This is a genomic window from Natronococcus sp. A-GB7 (genome assembly GCF_029688865.1).
Lineage (GTDB): Archaea > Halobacteriota > Halobacteria > Halobacteriales > Natrialbaceae > Natronococcus.
In genome coordinates, this window is the sequence record NZ_JARUKV010000009.1 from 1 (window position 1) to 16468 (window position 16468).

19 protein-coding genes and 1 pseudogene are annotated in these 16468 nt (G+C 65.9%); 15 read left to right on the top strand and 5 right to left on the bottom strand.

From position 1 onward, the window contains the following. From QA609_RS09535 to QA609_RS09560, 6 genes and pseudogenes are all read left to right on the top strand, one after another. Nucleotides 1–217: pseudogene (locus QA609_RS09535) on the top strand (flagellin); the annotation flags it as partial. Nucleotides 218–220: 3 nt separating this feature from the next. After that, nucleotides 221–799, top strand: coding sequence for an archaellin/type IV pilin N-terminal domain-containing protein (locus QA609_RS09540; protein WP_278302372.1), 579 nt, complete (start codon nucleotides 221–223; stop codon nucleotides 797–799). Nucleotides 800–913: 114 nt separating this feature from the next. Then, the gene (locus QA609_RS09545) at nucleotides 914–1540 is read left to right on the top strand and encodes a hypothetical protein (protein ID WP_278302373.1); all 627 of its coding nucleotides are present in this window, start codon (nucleotides 914–916) and stop codon (nucleotides 1538–1540) included. 452 nt (nucleotides 1541–1992) lie between these two features. Further along, the gene (locus QA609_RS09550) at nucleotides 1993–2421 is read left to right on the top strand and encodes a DUF5807 family protein (protein WP_278302374.1); all 429 of its coding nucleotides are present in this window, start codon (nucleotides 1993–1995) and stop codon (nucleotides 2419–2421) included. Nucleotides 2422–2561: 140 nt separating this feature from the next. Then, a complete protein-coding gene (locus QA609_RS09555; RefSeq protein ID WP_278302375.1) occupies nucleotides 2562–3260 on the top strand; it encodes a hypothetical protein in 699 nt (232 codons plus the stop codon). 29 nt (nucleotides 3261–3289) lie between these two features. Beyond that, complete coding sequence (locus tag QA609_RS09560; RefSeq protein WP_278302376.1) at nucleotides 3290–3763, top strand: MaoC family dehydratase; 474 nt, start codon at nucleotides 3290–3292, stop codon at nucleotides 3761–3763. Nucleotides 3764–3819: 56 nt separating this feature from the next. Here the strand turns inward: QA609_RS09560 and QA609_RS09565 are convergent, their stop codons facing one another. Next, nucleotides 3820–5064 (bottom strand): phosphohydrolase, encoded by a 1245-nt coding sequence (locus QA609_RS09565; protein WP_278302377.1) that lies wholly within the window; start codon nucleotides 5062–5064, stop codon nucleotides 3820–3822. A 50-nt stretch (nucleotides 5065–5114) separates the two neighbouring features. Further along, a complete protein-coding gene (locus QA609_RS09570) occupies nucleotides 5115–5561 on the bottom strand; it encodes a universal stress protein (RefSeq protein WP_278302378.1) in 447 nt (148 codons plus the stop codon). 148 nt (nucleotides 5562–5709) lie between these two features. Here QA609_RS09570 and QA609_RS09575 point away from each other — a divergent pair, with 148 nt between their 5' ends. Together QA609_RS09575 and QA609_RS09580 are read left to right on the top strand one after the other, a co-directional pair. After that, entirely contained in the window at nucleotides 5710–6168 is a 459-nt protein-coding gene (locus tag QA609_RS09575) for a universal stress protein (RefSeq protein ID WP_278302379.1), read from the top strand. 234 nt (nucleotides 6169–6402) lie between these two features. Further along, the gene (locus QA609_RS09580; protein ID WP_278302380.1) at nucleotides 6403–6861 is read left to right on the top strand and encodes an ester cyclase; all 459 of its coding nucleotides are present in this window, start codon (nucleotides 6403–6405) and stop codon (nucleotides 6859–6861) included. 196 nt (nucleotides 6862–7057) lie between these two features. On the opposite strand, the gene QA609_RS09585 is transcribed toward QA609_RS09580, so the two are convergent. Together QA609_RS09585 and QA609_RS09590 are read right to left on the bottom strand one after the other, a co-directional pair. After that, nucleotides 7058–7621, bottom strand: coding sequence for a GNAT family N-acetyltransferase (locus QA609_RS09585; protein WP_278302381.1), 564 nt, complete (start codon nucleotides 7619–7621; stop codon nucleotides 7058–7060). A gap of 2 nt (nucleotides 7622–7623) precedes the next feature. Further along, the gene (locus tag QA609_RS09590; protein ID WP_278302382.1) at nucleotides 7624–7992 is read right to left on the bottom strand and encodes a universal stress protein; all 369 of its coding nucleotides are present in this window, start codon (nucleotides 7990–7992) and stop codon (nucleotides 7624–7626) included. 109 nt (nucleotides 7993–8101) lie between these two features. Between QA609_RS09590 and QA609_RS09595 the strand changes: the two genes are divergently transcribed. From QA609_RS09595 to thiD, 4 genes are all read left to right on the top strand, one after another. Then, complete coding sequence (locus tag QA609_RS09595) at nucleotides 8102–9511, top strand: ATP-binding protein (RefSeq protein ID WP_278302383.1); 1410 nt, start codon at nucleotides 8102–8104, stop codon at nucleotides 9509–9511. Between the two features lie 70 nt (nucleotides 9512–9581). Beyond that, nucleotides 9582–10373 carry a PHP domain-containing protein gene (locus QA609_RS09600; protein WP_278302384.1) on the top strand — a complete coding sequence of 264 codons (792 nt, stop codon included), beginning with the start codon at nucleotides 9582–9584 and terminating at the stop codon, nucleotides 10371–10373. Nucleotides 10374–10509: 136 nt separating this feature from the next. After that, a complete protein-coding gene (locus QA609_RS09605) occupies nucleotides 10510–10932 on the top strand; it encodes a DUF2237 domain-containing protein (protein WP_278302385.1) in 423 nt (140 codons plus the stop codon). Nucleotides 10933–11280: 348 nt separating this feature from the next. Then, nucleotides 11281–12585 carry a bifunctional hydroxymethylpyrimidine kinase/phosphomethylpyrimidine kinase gene (gene thiD / locus QA609_RS09610; RefSeq protein ID WP_278302386.1) on the top strand — a complete coding sequence of 435 codons (1305 nt, stop codon included), beginning with the start codon at nucleotides 11281–11283 and terminating at the stop codon, nucleotides 12583–12585. 12 nt (nucleotides 12586–12597) lie between these two features. Here thiD and QA609_RS09615 read toward each other — a convergent pair whose 3' ends face one another. Beyond that, complete coding sequence (locus QA609_RS09615) at nucleotides 12598–13794, bottom strand: PQQ-binding-like beta-propeller repeat protein (RefSeq protein WP_278302387.1); 1197 nt, start codon at nucleotides 13792–13794, stop codon at nucleotides 12598–12600. A gap of 107 nt (nucleotides 13795–13901) precedes the next feature. Between QA609_RS09615 and QA609_RS09620 the strand changes: the two genes are divergently transcribed. From QA609_RS09620 to QA609_RS09630, 3 genes are all read left to right on the top strand, one after another. After that, a complete protein-coding gene (locus QA609_RS09620; protein ID WP_278302388.1) occupies nucleotides 13902–14237 on the top strand; it encodes a tRNA-binding protein in 336 nt (111 codons plus the stop codon). A 72-nt stretch (nucleotides 14238–14309) separates the two neighbouring features. Continuing rightward, nucleotides 14310–15725 carry an APC family permease gene (locus QA609_RS09625; RefSeq protein ID WP_278302389.1) on the top strand — a complete coding sequence of 472 codons (1416 nt, stop codon included), beginning with the start codon at nucleotides 14310–14312 and terminating at the stop codon, nucleotides 15723–15725. Next, complete coding sequence (locus QA609_RS09630) at nucleotides 15722–16468, top strand: universal stress protein (protein WP_278302390.1); 747 nt, start codon at nucleotides 15722–15724, stop codon at nucleotides 16466–16468. Before QA609_RS09625 ends, QA609_RS09630 begins: the two co-directional genes overlap by 4 nt.

Below are 16468 nucleotides of genomic sequence, written 5' to 3' on the forward strand. Positions count from 1 at the left end.
CACTACTATAGCTGATACAAATGGTGACGGAGAAGCGCTCACCGACACCAGTGATCGAATTGAAATAACCATTGATATGGAATCTAACCTTGAAGATGCAGACGAGCTCCAGTCCGGAGATAGTGCAACGATCGAACTCGTCGATCAGTCCGGTGCGCAGTTCTCCTACGGAGTGACCGTGCCAGCAACCTTCGACGGTGACGTTGTGGAGGTCTAACCAATGTTCGAAACAATCGCAAACGACGATAATCGAGGTCAGGTCGGAATCGGAACGCTCATCGTGTTCATCGCGATGGTCCTGGTCGCAGCGATCGCGGCCGGGGTTCTAATTAATACGGCCGGCTCGCTCCAGAGCCAGGCCTCCGACACCGGTACAGAAACCCAGCAGGCAGTAGCGAACCAGATCGAAGTCGTTCACGCATATGCGGAAGACACCGATGATGAGGGTGACTTCGATGACCTCAATCTCATCGTGAAGAAGTCCGCTGGATCGGATGTGATCGACATGGAGTCGGTCACCGTCCAGTATACTGATTCGGATGATTCCCTGACGTTAGCACACGGGGAAGGGTTCACTACCGAAGCGGGTACTGACGATAGCGATGCTGATGCGCTGACGGAAACCAGCGACCGGATCGAACTCCAGATTGACTTCGATGATGCAGACGTAGAGACGGATGCGCTTGAACCAGGAGACAGTGCAACCGTTATGCTCGTCGACCAGTCCGGTGCGCAGTTCAGCTACGGAGTGACGATGCCACAGACGGTCAGCGACTCTCAGACGATCGCTGACGTCTAATCGGCTCTCCGTAGCATGGTATTCTCGATTTCTTTCGCGTGGAATAGCGGTTTCTTACGACTCACCGCTCGATATCGTCCAGAGATTTTTACACGTATACTAACCACTGAGAGTATGATCGACGACGGCACCTCGAGACGCCGCTTCCTCACCACTACCGCCACTGTAACAGCGGTAGGGCTATCAGGCTGTACCGGCTCCACCGGACAGATCACGCCACAAGAACCGTCCGAGCCTCGAGAGGGCTCCCCCGAGGAGTTCTACTACTTCCTCGAGGACAACGACGTCGCGGTCGAGGAACTCGCTCGAGAGGACGACGAACTGTTCCTGACCTACGACTCCGAGGCCGAGACGATCGAGGAGTCGGACGAGGAGATCATGGTGATCTACGAGGTGTACAAGCTGGCGCTGATCCACCGCGGCTCGGAGATCGAGTACCTCTACAGCGAGATCGCGGACCCCTTCGAGGAGCAGGCGCTTGGCTGGGGGATCGACAGCGAGTGGGTCCACCGGTTCGACGACGAGGAGGGCGAGGGCGACGAGACCGACGCCAACGAGTCGACGAACTCGAGCGTGGGCAACGAATCCGAAGAGCTGGACATGGACCAGATCACCCTCTGGAGCAACATCATGAACACCAAAGTCTACGAGGACGACGTCGAGGCCGTCGGCAACGAGAGCGACGCGAACGAGACCGCGGCCAACGCGAGCGACGACGTCCTCGAGAACGAGAGCGACTGACCAGCCATGAGCGAGGACCTCCCGTACGACGAGGGTGTGCTCACCCCCGAGGAGCTCTCGCTCGAGACCGACGCGGTCGACGAGCTCGGCGAGAACCGCTTTCTGGTTCGCTCCGAGGGCGACGATCCCTCGAGCGAGTTCTCCAACACGGTGGTGACCGACGGCCGCGGCGGAACCGTGGACTCGAGTTCCGACGTCGGATCCGGCCTCGCCGACACCCCCCCAGCCCCACGCGGTCGACATCGCGCTGAAGGTCGACGGCGAGGTCGCGCGCCACCGCGCGGCCTCGAGCGACGTCCGCGAGGTGTTCGCCGAGCTGCTGACCTGGTACGCGACCCAGCTCGACGACGAGCTCTCGCCCGAGAAGACGCTGCGACTGATGCTCGAGCACGCCGACCTCGAGGCGAGGGGATGACGCGTCCTTTTTCCCGCTCGAGCGTCGATAGCGCCGTATGAGTGATCCACGCGAGGAGTTTCTGGCAGGGGAGCGACCCGAGGACGTCGCCCTGTTCCTGGCCGATTCGTACGTCGCCGACGAGCGCTTCGAGAAGTTCGGCGACCCCGTCGAGAACGGGATCGTGATGATCGTCGACGGCGAGAGCGGCCGGAACGCGTTCAAGGCGGCGACCGACACCGACGCGATGGGCTTCGCCAAGACCGCGATGCAACAGGAGGGGGAGATCAACGACGACCTCACCAGCGGCGAGTGTCCCGACGCCGACGAGGACGGCGACCACGAGCCGCAGTTCGTCTTCGCGTTCGCCGAGGAACAGAACGAGGACGTCGGCGGGATCTACGCCGAGGGCGCGGTCGTCCACGCCTACGCGCAGTGTGCCTGCGGAACGGCCTACTCGGATCGCTGGAACGTCGCCGACTCGTAGGGACGAGCCACGACGCGAGTCGCGACCGACTCTCGCCGTCCCGACCCGCAACTCGAGGACGCACACCGACCGACGACCTGGACGGCGACGAGCAGCGCCAAGGAGCAGCCTTTTCCTGACGGCCCGGCTACTCGAGCGCAATGAGCTCCTTCGAGACGCCACAGAAGACCGATCGCGGCTTCGGGCTGTCGCGCCGCGAGGTGACGGTCGTCGGCGGCGCGAGCAGCCTGATGGCGGTCACGATCGCGTTGATGTACGCCTTCGCGATGACCCCGATCGCCGAGGTCAACCAGCTCGTGTTCTCAGTCCCGATCGTAGGCGTCATCGTCTACGGTGCGGCGATCACGATCGGCGACCTGATCGCCGAACGGGGCGTCAAGAACGACAACATGGGGACGGCGTTTTTCGGAATGGTGATCCTCCAGGTCGCGTTCGCCGCCTTCGGCGCGGGCGTGATCGCGTTCGCCCCGCCCGATCTCCGGGTGACGATCCTCGGTATCACGGCGGTCATCACCGCGATCATGATGGCCCTGATCTCGGGGTACGTCTACGCCCGCTCGATCACCTTCGAGCACTGGGGGCGGTTCTCGACGTACGCCTTCATCGGCGGGCTGCTCACGATCCTCGTCGGTAGCTTCGTCCTCCCGGAGCTGCTGCTGGTCGGCTTCGCGCTGTTCTTCCTCGGCTTCGTCCTCCGGCTCGGCTACGAGATCTGGCAGGTCCGGGACAATCACAACGCCTCGGTCGGCCTGCAGACCATCGGCGTCTACGTCGCCGTCGCCGGGGTGTTCGTCCACGTCCTGCAGCTCGTCCGGGCCTACGTCCTCTCCCAGGAGTAGCTCTCACCGGCCGATTTAGGTCCCCGTTCGTGGAACCGTTCGTCGTGACACGCTACTACGAGGATCTGACGGTCGGCGACGTTTTCGAAACCGGTGGCTACACCGTCACGAAAGACGAGATCGTCGAGTTCGCCGAACAGTTCGATCCGCAGCCGTTCCACGTCGACGAGGAGGCGGCGGCGGAGTCGATGTTCGGCGAACTGGTCGCCAGCGGGCTGCACACGCTCTGCCTGTCGGTTCGGCTGTTCGTCACCGACGTCGTTCAGGGGGAAAACGGCGTCGCGAACATGGGTGGGCTCGGGATGGACGACCTGCGGTGGCACGAGCCGGTCCGTCCCGGGGAGACGCTCCGCGTTCGCGTCGAGGTGCTCGAGAAGACCCCGTCGGAGAGCCGATCCGATCGCGGCTACGTCACGTTCGGTCGGAGCGTCGTCGTCGACGACGCGACCGTGCTGTCGATCACTTCGTCGAACGTCGTCGGGCGACGGGACGCCACGACGTAGTCGACTCCGACGCCGAAAGCGAGAACGCGTCCTCGGTCCCGATCGCTCTCGAGGGACTACGCGTCGTCGGACGGCTCGTCTTCGTCCGCCGACTCCGCGACGTCGCGGAACGCGTCGAGCAACACCTGCTTCGCGACCGCGCCCCGAGAGGTCCAGTGCATCGCGTAGTCGAGCATGTCGTCGTAGATGTCGGGCTTGCAGCCCGCGGCCTTGGGGTGGCCCCCGCCGTTTACCTGGCCCGCAACCTCGTGGCAGCGCTCGAACTCGTCGGTTCCCCGGATAGAGGCGGATCCGGCGGGTTTGACGATGATCGAGGCGTCGGCCCCCCGCTCGCGCATCGTCTCGGCGACCTCGTTTTGCGAACAGCGTCCGTAGGTGATCCCCACGGTGTAGCCGCCGATCTCGCGGAACTCCGAGCGACCGACCGCCTGCTCGATCAGGGCCTCCTTCTCGACGCGGCGCTCGGTCAGAAACTCCTGGACCCACTCGGGCAGGTCGACGCCGTACTCCCGGACGACCTCGACGTACTCGGCGGGGTCGGTCCAGTAGGCGTAGTCCGCCAGGTCGTCGCTGCGGGGGTCCTCGCGAAGCCAGAGGTCGTGATCCCGCGTCACCGCCGCGAGTTCCTCGTACATCGGCGAGAAGTCGTACTCGAGCGAGCGGTAGACGACGTCGGCCGAACACTCCTCCTCGGAGTCGCCGACGACGAGGTCGACCCCTGCGTCGCGGACCGCCTGGGCGACGTCGTCGCCCCACTGGTGGTGGTCGTACCACGAGACCCGTTCAGCAGTTTCGAGGGCTGCATCGAGCTCCTCGTCGACGTACTCGTACCGATCGGGACAGAGGTCACAGACGAAGAGATCGATCCCCTCGTCGCCGTACTCGGCGACCCGCGCGAGAGCGTCCTCGACGTTGTGCGGACTCGCGGGGATGAGCGCGACGCCGTGGGGCGTCGGCTCGGGTTCGGCGAGCGGGTCGTCGGCTTCCCCCGCAGCGAGCGCGAGGTTCTCTTCGTGAGCGTCGTCCGCGGTCTCGGCGTCCGCGTCGACCTCGTCCTCGCCCGTGTCGGGTTCGGGAACGTTCCGGACGTCGTCGTAGGCCTCCCGGAGCAGGGCGACGCAGGCCAGCCCGTCGGCGTCGGCGTCGGCGACGACCGCGACCTCGGCGCCCTCGAGGGCGGCCTTGGTCTGTTCGTCCTCAAGATCCTCCTCTAGGTCGTCGGGGAGGAAGAAACCGGTTCCGGGGAGCACCGACTTGCGAGCGGTCGGCAAGTCGGCGCTGTCGATGAGATCCTCGTACATGCCACCCACTGAGGGGGCTGGCGGGAAGTAACCGCCGATCGAGAGGCAGATCAGGCCGCGGCGCCGTCGTCGGCCGTCTCGAGCTGGCGGACCGTCAGGACCGGCGCGGGCGAGCGACGGACGACGCGCTCGGCGACGCTGCCCAGCAGGAGGCGGTTCTCGCCGTGGCGGCCGCGGGTCCCGGTGGCGACGACGTCGGCGTCGGTCTCACGGGCGTACTCGCAGATCTCGGAGGCGGGTCGGCCCTCCCGAACTGCGGTCGTCACCGCTCCGTCGGTTCGCTCCTCGACGGACGCGAGCGCGGCGTCGGCGGTCGTCTCGAGGGCCGTTCGGAGCTCCTCGCGGAGCTGTTCGGGCGAGGCGTCGACCTCGCTGGCGTCGATCACCGAGAGCACGTGGATCTCGGCGTCGAACTTCTCGGCGAGATCGAGCGCGACGTCGACCGCGCGGTTGACGCTGTCGGAGCCGTCCGTGGCGACGACGACCGTATCGAACATAGCCGACACGTACGGGCGCCAGGGCTTAAACGCTCCCGTCGCGCTCGAGCCGATCCCGGAGAACGACCGACCCGCACCCGGGACGCGGGGCTTCGCGAACCCGCCGCCGTGGGGAGTCTTTTTGACGCCGGAACACACACTGCCGCGTATGGACGCCAGCGAGTCGTTTACCGTCGACACGGTTCTCGCACCGGTCGACGGGAGCGAGGAATCCGCGACCGCCGTCGAGTACGCCGTCGCCGTCGCCGACCGCTACGACGCGTCGGTCCACGCGCTGTTCGTGCTCGGCCGCGGCGTCGTACAGGGGATAGACGCCGGCACCGTCGAGGAGGAGGCCGTCGCCGACAGCACGCGGGGCTTTCTCGAGGACATCAGCCACATCGCCGACAGCGAGGGGGTCTCGCTGTCGACGTCGGTCGATCACGGGTTCTCGACGACGCGCAAGACACGTCACCCGGGTAACGTCGTGCTCGACACCGCCGACGCCGTCGACGCCGACTTCATCGTCCTGCCGCGAGAGCCAGTCACCGGGGCCTCAGCAGAGATCCTCGAGAAGGCCGCCGAGTACGTCCTCTCCTACGCCAGCCAGCCCGTGCTCTCGGTGTAGCGAAAGAGCGCAGCACGTTTTCGTTTCCGGACCCCGCCGATTCGGCCGTTGCGTCGGTAGGCGAACCTAACGCTGTCGCTTCTATCAGCTATCGGTGGTCGTGCTGAATACGGAGCGCATGTTGCTCACTGAGCAATTCCTTGGAGATTCTTGTCTTTCCGTTCACTCTCTGCCGGATTTTCACCAGATGAGTCTATCTGAGCGTGTCCCGTAGTAGATCAGGGTGACCCACTAATGGCAGAAGCCTCGGCGACTGAAACGAACAAAGAGATCGTCACCCGTTGGTGGAGTGAGTTCTGGGGTGAGTTGAATCCCAACGTTGTTGACGAACTCGCCGCAGACGACATCCGATGGTGCTACCCGCTAGCCGGTGAAGTACGGGGGTGTGAGGAAGTCAAGAAGCGCATTGTTGGATACAAAGAGAGGTTCCCAGAAGGAGGGTTCGAACTGACCGACGAACTGATCGCGGAGGGTGATCGCGTGGTCGCGCTCTGGGAAGGTGGCGGAACACACTCCGGCCGCTCTTGGGAGCTTCCAATAGGAACTCTCCCAGAGGCTTCCGGTGAAAAAGCACAGTATACCGGAACAACAGTATTCACGGTTCAAGACGGTAAAATCACCGAAGAGCACGGACAGGCTGACTACCTCGGGGCGATGCAACAGCTCGGCCTCATTGGACCACAGACCGACTAGCGCTCTTCCTCCTCGTTCACTTCAATAGCGGCAAATTGGAGGAAACTCTGGCTGATGAATACGTTCTCTATACTCAGCAGGCTGCTCTTGACAGCTATCGGTGGAATCGATCGCTGCTCCTTGCCTGCTCGAACTATACGGAACGAATCGCTGTGTGCTATCGCACTCGTTCCGACTGCCGAACGCACGACCGTCGTCAGTCGAGCAGGATCCCCATCTCCTGTTCGAAGTTCTCCGTGCCGGTGGGTTCGAACCCGACGCGTTCGTACAGCGCGATCGCGGGCGTGTTCCAGCGCTCGACGGTCAACCAGACGTGCGTGATCCCCAGCTCGATCGCGTGCCCGAGCAGCTGTTTCAACAACTGCGTGCCGATACCCGACTGCTGGTAGGCCTGGAGGACGAAGATCGCCAGCTCCCACTCGACGCCGTCGACGTCCTCGATCGAGCCGGGGTCGTCGGTGTCGGGGACGAGCACGGCGTGGCCGATCACGTCCTCGCCGTGTCGAGCGACGACGTTGACGCTGTGTTCCGCGATCGTCTCGAGCCAGTTGCGGATCCGCTCCTCGCCAGTCGGCGGAATCCCCTGGGCGCGGTCGGTCGGATCGAACTCGACGTACATTTGGACGGTGTCGTCGAGCACCTCGCCCTCGAACTCGTCGACGGGCCGGAACTCGATCTCCCGACCCGACTGATCCTCGGCGGTCGACGGCGGGGCGGGAAACGACCCCGACGCCGTGTCGGGATACACTCTATCGGGCATCGTTATCGCACCAGCTTGACCGTCGTCGGGGCGTTCAGCAGAACGAACTCCGTGATCGACCCCAGCTGAATCTTCCCCATCGGGCTAACGGTGCCGCCGCCGATTACCAGCTGGTCGAACTCGCCCTGTTCGGCGTAGTCGACCAGCGAAGCACCCGGATCACCCTCGAGGCGCTCGAGTTCGGCGTCGAGGTCGGCCTCCGAGAGCAGCTTCTCGGCCTGGCGGTACATCTCCTCCTGAGAGCGATCCGTGTCGCCCTTCTCGAGGACCGCGACGGTGAGGTCGTCGCCGACGTCGTCGGTACGTTCGATCGTTCGGCGCAACGCCTTGATCGATTCGTCGCTTCCGGCCAGTCCCAGCAACACGTTCATGCGTACGTGTGTGAGCTAATGGACGAAAACCGTTGTGCCGCTCGAGCCGGGTCGCGAGCGTCGCCGCGTGACGACGACGTTAAGGGTGCGTAGAGAATACGTTGACGGAATGAGTGACGCAGCGCTCGATGTCGTCGAGTTCGTGCTCACGACGAGCGTGTATTCGGACGACAGGACGCTGGACGAGAACGATCTCCCGCCGTCGTACCGCCGTGTCTTCTGGACGGGCGGGAGCGACGACAGCGAGGACGACGACGATGGCGGTCGAACCCGAGGCGGGATCACCCGTCCGCTGTCCGCGACCAACACTACCATACGACAGGCGACGGGTGTCGACCGACCCTGGGAGGCCGTCTCGGGGCTGATGTTCACCGATCGCGACGAGTTCTCCGGAACGATCACGTTCACCGAGGAGGGGATGGCCGAACAGTGGTACCTCGATCGGGCCGACGACGAACGGCTGCTCGAGAACCCGACGCTTTCGAAACACTTCGCGGAACACGAGGAGTACGACGTCGGCGTCAGCCACGAGGACGCACGCGAGCGCAACCGGCCGATTCAGGCCGACCGGGTCTGGATCGACGGCCTGCTCGAGGAGTACTTCGATGAGGAGGAAGACGAGGAGATGCTCGACCTCGTCGACGTCCGCGCCCCCGAGGAGGTCGACGTTACGCTCGACGACCTCGTGCTGACTGCGGGCCAGGAGGCCGAGATCGACAAGATCGCGAAAGCGATCGAACATCGGGACTACCTCGCGGAGATCGGCCTGCGCGAGATCGGGAAACTGCTGTTCGTCGGGCCGCCGGGCACCGGGAAGACCTCCACCGCACAGGCGCTGGCCCAGGACATGGACCTGCCGTTCGTCGAGGTCAAGCTCTCGATGATCACGAGCCAGTACCTCGGCGAGACGGCCAAGAACGTCGACAAGACCTTCGAGGTAGCCAAGCGACTCTCGCCGTGTATCCTCTTTATCGACGAGTTCGACTTCGTCGCCAAGACGCGGCGCAGCGACGAACACGCCGCCCTGAAGCGCGCTGTGAATACGCTGCTCAAGAGCATCGACAACATCTCGCTGATCCAGGACGACGTGCTCCTGATCGGGGCGACGAACCACCCCGACCAGCTCGACGCCGCGGCCTGGCGGCGCTTCGACGAGATCGTCAACTTCCCCAAACCCGACTACAACATGCGGGCCGACATCCTCCGGGTCATCACCCGACAGATGCGGATCGACGAGTTCGACCCCGAACTCATCGCCGACGCCACCGAGGGGATGACCGGCAGCGACCTCCGGATGGTGCTCCGGGAGGCCGTCCTCGAGGCGCTGACCGAGGATCGCACCATGCTCACTCAGGAGGATCTGCTCAACGCCGTCGAGGAGTTCGAGGAGCGGGACAACCTGAAGAACATGGACATGATCGACGGCGACCACGACGCGCTCGTCGCGGGCGGCGACGTCGGCGACAGCGGCGACGGTCACAGTCACGATCACGACCACGACCACGATCACGACCACTGACGACGTCGGTCGGACCCGTCACCGGTATCGAGAGCGCAACGACCAACTATTCGGGTTCCGTCGACCCGGTATGTACGATTTCCACGCCCACACGAACTACTCCGACGGCTCCTTTCTGCCGGGGATGGTGCGGGCCGCCGAGGAGGCGGGGCTCGAGGGGATCGGGCTGACCGACCACTGCTCGATCAGCGCACGCGACGGAGCCAACGCCACCCGCAACCGCTACGGGTTCAACCTCGATCTCACCTACGAGCGACGCCGCGACGCGATCGAGCAGGTCCGCGAGCGTACCGGGATCGACGTCTACGACGCCGTCGAGATGGACTACGACCCCCGGGACGAGGCCGAGATCGAGAGCTTCCTCGAGGAGGCGGAGTTCCAGTACGCGATCGGCAGCGTCCACGCCATCGAGGGCGAGAACGTCCAGGTGGCCTCGAACTTCGAGGGGCTCTCCGAATCCGACCGGGACACTGTCGTCGACGACTACATCGATCGGCTGGTCGCGCTGATCGACTCGGAGCTGTTCGACGTCGCGGCTCACCTCGACCTGATCGAGCGTACGCCACCGTTACAGGGACGGACGACGACCGACCACTACGAGCGGGTCGCGAGGGCCTTCGACGACTCGCGGACGGTCCCCGAGATCAACGCCGGCCGGGCGACCCGCGAGGAGTCGATCGTCCACCCATCCGAGGAGTTCCTCGAGGCCCTCCAGACGTACGACGTCTCGGTAACACTCGGCACCGACGCCCACGCACCAAAGGAGGTCCGCGAGCGGACGACCTTCCTCGAGAAGTATCTCACCGAGCGCGACCTCGAACCGGTGAGCCCGCCGAGCCTGGAGTCACACACGCGGGAATGACGGTCTCCCTGCGACCGCCGTGCTGACTTCCTCCCACGGCTGAGGTCGTTGGCTTCCTCCTTGAACCACTGTAACCGACCGCGACGCACGGTCCTGTCGACACCACGTTTTTCCGCGCTCCGTCCGACGGTTCGGTATGACCACCGATCGGAACGTGTTCGGCACCGAACTCGAGCCCTGCAGCACCGACCCGATGACCGGCTTTCTGCGGGATGGCTGCTGTCGACGCGTCGAGGGCGACCGGGGCCGTCACGAACTCTGTGCCGTCCTCACCGAGGAGTTCTTACAGTTCAGCAAGGCCCGCGGCAACGACCTCACGACGCCTCGGCCCGAACTCGAGTTCCCCGGGCTCGAGCCCGGCGACCGCTGGTGTCTCTGCCTGGGGCGCTGGCTCGAGGCCGAGGAGGAAGGCTGTGCGCCCCCAGTGGTACTCGAGTCAACCCACGAAGCCGTCCTCCGGGACGTCGAGCCGGATCTGCTCCGCGAACACGAGTACGACCCGCGGGACGACGATCCGTCGGGCTCGAGTTCCGATTCGGTCTCGGGCTCGGCGAACTGATCGGGGACACGGTCTACCAGCTTCTTGTTTTCGATAGGGATCTCGTTCCAGGAACCCGTTACGTATAGGCTAAGGCGGTATCGCTGCGGGCGGAGTGCAAGCGTAGCACCCGCGAGCGACCATCGGGAGCGAGCGGCCTTTTTAGCGTAGATTTTTGCGCCGAGCGGTTCCGAGCGCAGCGAGGAATCCCGAGGCGGAAAAAGGTACGTGGGCACCTGTACGTAGCAAATTCGCACGATACAGAAATCACACCCAACAACTGGTAATGCCGGATCGACCACTCCCTCGACGTCGACTCCCCCCGTGTCGACCACTACCGATTAGTACAACGGAGCGATAGCCACACCTATGAGAACGCCAGCACCCGATTCCCGTCCCGTGGCACTGACTATCGCGGGCAGCGACTCCGGCGGTGGCGCCGGGATTCAGGCCGATCTCGCGACGATGACTGCCCACGGCGTCTTCGGGACGTCGGCGATCACCGCGGTCACCGCCCAGCACACCCGCGGCGTCGAATCGTCGTTCGTGCTCCCGCTCGAGGAAGTCGAGGCCCAGCTCGACGCGGTCACCGGCGACTTCGCGGTCGGCGCCGCGAAAACGGGCATGCTCGCGACCACCGAAATCGTCCGGCTGGTCGCCGACCGGGCACCCGAGTTCGAGTTCCCGCTGGTCGTCGACCCCGTGATGGTCGCGACCTCGGGCGATCGGCTGCTCGAGCCCGAGGCCGAGCAGGCCTACGAGGACCTGCTCGGCGAGGCGGCGCTCGCGACCCCGAACGCCGACGAGGCCGAAGTGCTGACTGGTATCGAGGTCGTCGACGCCGCCAGCGCTCGCGAGGCCGGCGAAGCGATCCTCGAGACCGGCGTCGACGCCGTTCTCGTGAAGGGTGGTCACGTCCCCGGCGAGACGGTTCGGGACCGCCTCGTCACCGAAGAGGGGGTCAGGACGTTCGAACACCCGCGGATCGGCACCGAGGCGACCCACGGCTCGGGCTGCACGCTGGCCGCGGCGATCGCCGCACGGCTGTCGAAGGGCGAGTCCCTCGAGCCGGCCGTCGAGGGTGCGACCGACTTCCTCGCCCGTGCAGTCCGGTACTACTACGACGTCGGCGAGGGCCACGGCGCGGTCAACCACGCCGTCGATCTGCGGAACGCGGCCGCCCGCGAGCCGACCGCCGAGGCAGTTCAGGAAGTCGTCGATCGATTCGTCGATCGCGACGTCTCGGGGCTCGTCCCCGAGGTCGGGATGAACGTCGTCGGCGCGACCCCCTACGCGGAGTCGGTCGCCGAGACGGCCGCCGTCGAGGGCCGGATCGCGCGCACGCTCGAGGGCGTCAAGCCGAACCGCGGGGTTCGCTTCGGCGCCTCGAGCCACCTCGCCGCGTTCCTGCTCGCAGCCCGCGAATCCGCGCCGGAGCTCCGGTTCGCCGTCAACTGTCGGTTCGACGGGGGGATCGAGGACGCGCTCGAGGAACTGGGCTGGCTCGTCGTCGAGAACGGTTCGGACGAGGACGTCTTCGCCGACCGCGAGACGTCGCCGGACGCGGTGGTCGACCCCGCCGACGTCGGGCAGGAGGCGACGGTGAAGCTCGTCGCCGAGGACGCCGAGGTGCTAACCGAGCGAACGCTCGAGCTGCGCGATCGCCTCGAGTGAGTCGCCGCCAGGTCAGTCACTTCCCTCGGCGGGGGTCAGCGCGTGGAGATCGCCGCTGCCGAAGGGACCGCCGAACGAGACCGCATAGAGGGTCTCGCCGACGGCGGCCATCCGCCCATCGGTTCGCAGTTCCGTGTCGTGCCACCGGACCGTGCCGTCGGGCTCGACCGCGAACAGTCCCTCGTTCGGCGTCCCGAAGTAGACGCCGTCGGCGACGGCGACTGGCTGGTCGCTGTAGAAGTCCGTCTCGAGCGTCCACAGCGACTCGCCCGACTCGAGGTCGAGACAGACCGTTCGCGACCGGGTCTCCCTCGGTAGGTAGACCCGACCGTGCCCGACGGCCGGCTGCGTGGTGCCCGTCGTGCCGCGGTCGTGGCTCCAGACCGTCGTCCCGTCCACGCGGTCGAGCGCTGTGAGTCGACCGTCCCTCGAGCTAGCCAGGACGAACTCGTCCGTGACGACGGGGGGTTCGAAGCAGTCGGTGACGTCCTCGCGGCTCCAGACGACCTCGCCGTCGGCGACCGCGGCCGCACCGCCGTCGTCGCTCGTGCTCGTCATGTACACGGTTCCGTCGGCGACCGCCAGCGCCCGCGGATTCGGCGGATCGGCTTCCCACGCCGTCGCGCCGGTTTCGGGATCGAGCGCAACGATACCCGACCCGCCCAGCGCGTAGAGATAGTCTTCGGTCAGGACGGGCGATCCCCAGCGGACGAACGCGTCGGTCGTCCACAGCTCCTCGCCGTCGGCGGCGTCGAGCGCGTACGTCCCGTTGTCCGAGGTGACGTAGGCGACGTCCTCCGCGAGCGACGGGACCGAGCGGACCCCCGCTGCGGTGTCGGCCTCGTACGCCCAGCGACGTCGTCCCGTCGTCGCGTAGCAGACGACGTCGCCCCCGGAGCCGAAGTAACAGCGGTCGCCGGCGACCGCGACGCCGCCGCCCAGCGAGGTCTCGATCCCCGACCCCTCGCCGGTGATCGCCGTCGCGTCCGGGGGTACCTCGAGCAGTTCGGCATCGGGGTTGTACCCCGTGTTCTCGGCGTCGAACCCCTCACTCGGCCAGGCGTTCGTCCCGTCTGTCAGCGGGGTGGGATCGCGGCCGTCGATCGAGCCCGGATCCGAGAATCGGTCCTCGAGCGAGGCCGCACAGCCGGCCAGCGCTGCTGTGAACGTGGTGCCGAGGGCCGAACGGAGAAGTCGACGGCGATCCATACGTCCCCATTCGTAGCAACGATATTGAACGTTCGGACCACCAACAGCTCGTCGGCAGATTCTGCTGTCGGCCCTAGAACTATGCGATCGCGAGTCGCCGTCGGGGTATGGTCGAGAATCCGTTCGACGTCGAGATCCGCGTCGGCGAAGTCCTCGAGGCCGAGTCGTTCCCCGAGGCGAACAAGCCGAAGATGACCAAGCTGTGGATCGACCTCGGCGACGAGGGCGGCGAGATCCAGTCCGCCGCACAGCTCGATCACCACTACGACCCAGACGAGCTCGAGGGACGACGGGTGCTGTGTGCGACGAACCTGGGCTCCGTTCGGATCGCGGGGTTCAAATCGGAGGCGCTGACGGTCGGCGTCCCGGACGAGGAGGGGTATCCGATCCTCGTCGAGCCCGATCGGGAGAGAGCGGTCCCGATCGGCGGGCTGCTGTTCTGAACGCACGAGCGGATCGAAGCGGTTGCGATCGCTCGCGGCAGAAATATACGTCCCGCTAAAATATCGACGTTCATGGACGAGCCGTCGCACGAAGGAACCAACATCGAAGGCGAGTCCCCGCGGGTCGAGCAGACCGTCGAGACGGAGGAGGTGACGATCACGGACGACGCCGAACTCGAGCGAACGCTCGGGCTCTCCGGCGGGTTGGCGATCGGTATCGGGACGATGATCGGTGCCGGTATCTTCGTCTTTCCCGGACTGGCTGCCGGGCAGGCCGGCCCCGCTGCGGCGGCCTCGTTCGCCATCGGAGCCGTCGTCGCCCTGCTGGTCGCGCTGCCGGCCTCGGAGCTCGCGACGGCGATGCCCAAAAGCGGGGGCGGCTACTACTTCATCTCGCGGGGACTCGGCACCCTCGCCGGAGCGGTCGTCGGCCTCTCGCTGTGGTTCGGGCTGGTGTTCGCGACGGCGTTTTACCTCGTCGGCTTCGGCTACTACGCCGTCGATACGCTCGCCGAACTCGGCGTCGCCGTCGGCGAGGGACTCGTCATCCCGCTTGCGCTGTTGTTCGGCGCAGCGTTCACCGTCCTGAACGTCACCGGGACCGAGAACGCGGCAAAGCTCCAGAACGGGATCGTCGCGCTGCTGCTGTCGATCCTCGTCGTGTTTCTGGGCTACGGCGGGCTCGACGCGGCGGGACTCGTCGGCGAGCCGACCGCGCCCGAGCAGTTCGCCCCCTTCGGGGCCGTCCCTGTAATGACGACGGCGGCGCTCGTGTTCACCTCCTACCTCGGCTTCGCGCAGGTGGCGACCGTCGCCGGGGAGATGAAAGACCCCGGGCGAAACCTGCCGCTGGCGATGGTCGGCTCGGTGCTGATCGTTGGCGTGCTGTACGTGGCGACGATCTTCGTCGCGACGAGCGCGTTCGGAAGCGAGCAGCTCGCGGGGTTCGGCGAGACCGCGATGGTCGAAGTCGGGCGCCACTACCTCGGTGCAGTCGGCGCGTTCGCGATCGTCTTCGGCGGTCTGCTCGCGACGATGTCGAGTGCCAACGCGTCGGTACTGAGCACGTCGCGGGCCATCTACGCCGTTTCCAAGGACGCTCTACTACCACGGGGCGCGAGCCGGATCAACCTCCGGTACGGGACCCCTCACGTCGCGCTGGGGATGGCCGGCGGGCCGATCCTGGTCCTGACCGCGACCGGACGGGTCGAACTGCTCGCCGAGGTCGCCTCGTTCCTGCATCTCATCATGTACGGGCTGATCTGCGTCGCGCTGATCGCGCTGCGACGAGACGAGCCCGAGTGGTACGATCCCGACTTCCGGGTGCCGGGCTATCCCATCGTTCCGGCGATCGGGGCGGTCGCCAGCTTCGCGCTGATCGGGTTCATGCAGCCCACCTCGCAGCTCGTCGGCGTCGGAATCATGATCGCGACGGCCGGATGGTACTTCTACTACGCTCGCGACGTCGACCTGAAAGGTGCACTATGACACGCATACTCGTTCCACTGGCGGTACTGGAGGGCGAATCGGTCTCGGCCGGGCTGACGGCGCTGCTCGAGCCGATGTACGTCACCGTACTCGGCTATCACGTCCTGCCCGAGCAGACGCCGCCCGACCAGGCCCGCGACCAGTACGGCGAGCGTGCCACCGACGCGCTCGAGGATCTCGCGACGGAGTTCGGGGCGGCCGAGGGGACCGCCGACTACCGCCTCGTCTTCACCCACGACCGGGAGCAGACGTTCGATCGGATCGCCGCGGAAACGAGATCGGAAGTCTACGCGATTCCGGGCGCAACCGGCCCGATCGACCGACTGCTCGTGGCGCTCACCGGCGACGTCGCCGTCGAGCGGATCGTCTCGTTCGTCGGGGAACTGGTCGGCGACCGGGAGATCGGCGTCACGCTCTTTCTGGCGACCGACGACGAGCCCGCGGGCCGAGAACTGCTCGAGACGGCCGCCGTCCCCCTCGCCGCTCGCGGCATCGATGTGGGTACCGAACTCGCCGCCGACCGACCGCCGCTCGAGGCGCTCGTCGACGCGGCGGTCGACCACGACGCCGTCGTGATGGGGGAGCGAGCCCCGTCACTGCTGACGCTCGTCTTCGGTGAGGACGCCGAACGGGTCGCGGCCGAGTCGGTCGGCCCGGTCCTCGTCGTCCGGAACGTCGACGAAGTCGACGAGGATCCGGACCAGGACCCGGACGATCGAACGGCGAACACCGAGGAGTCGTAG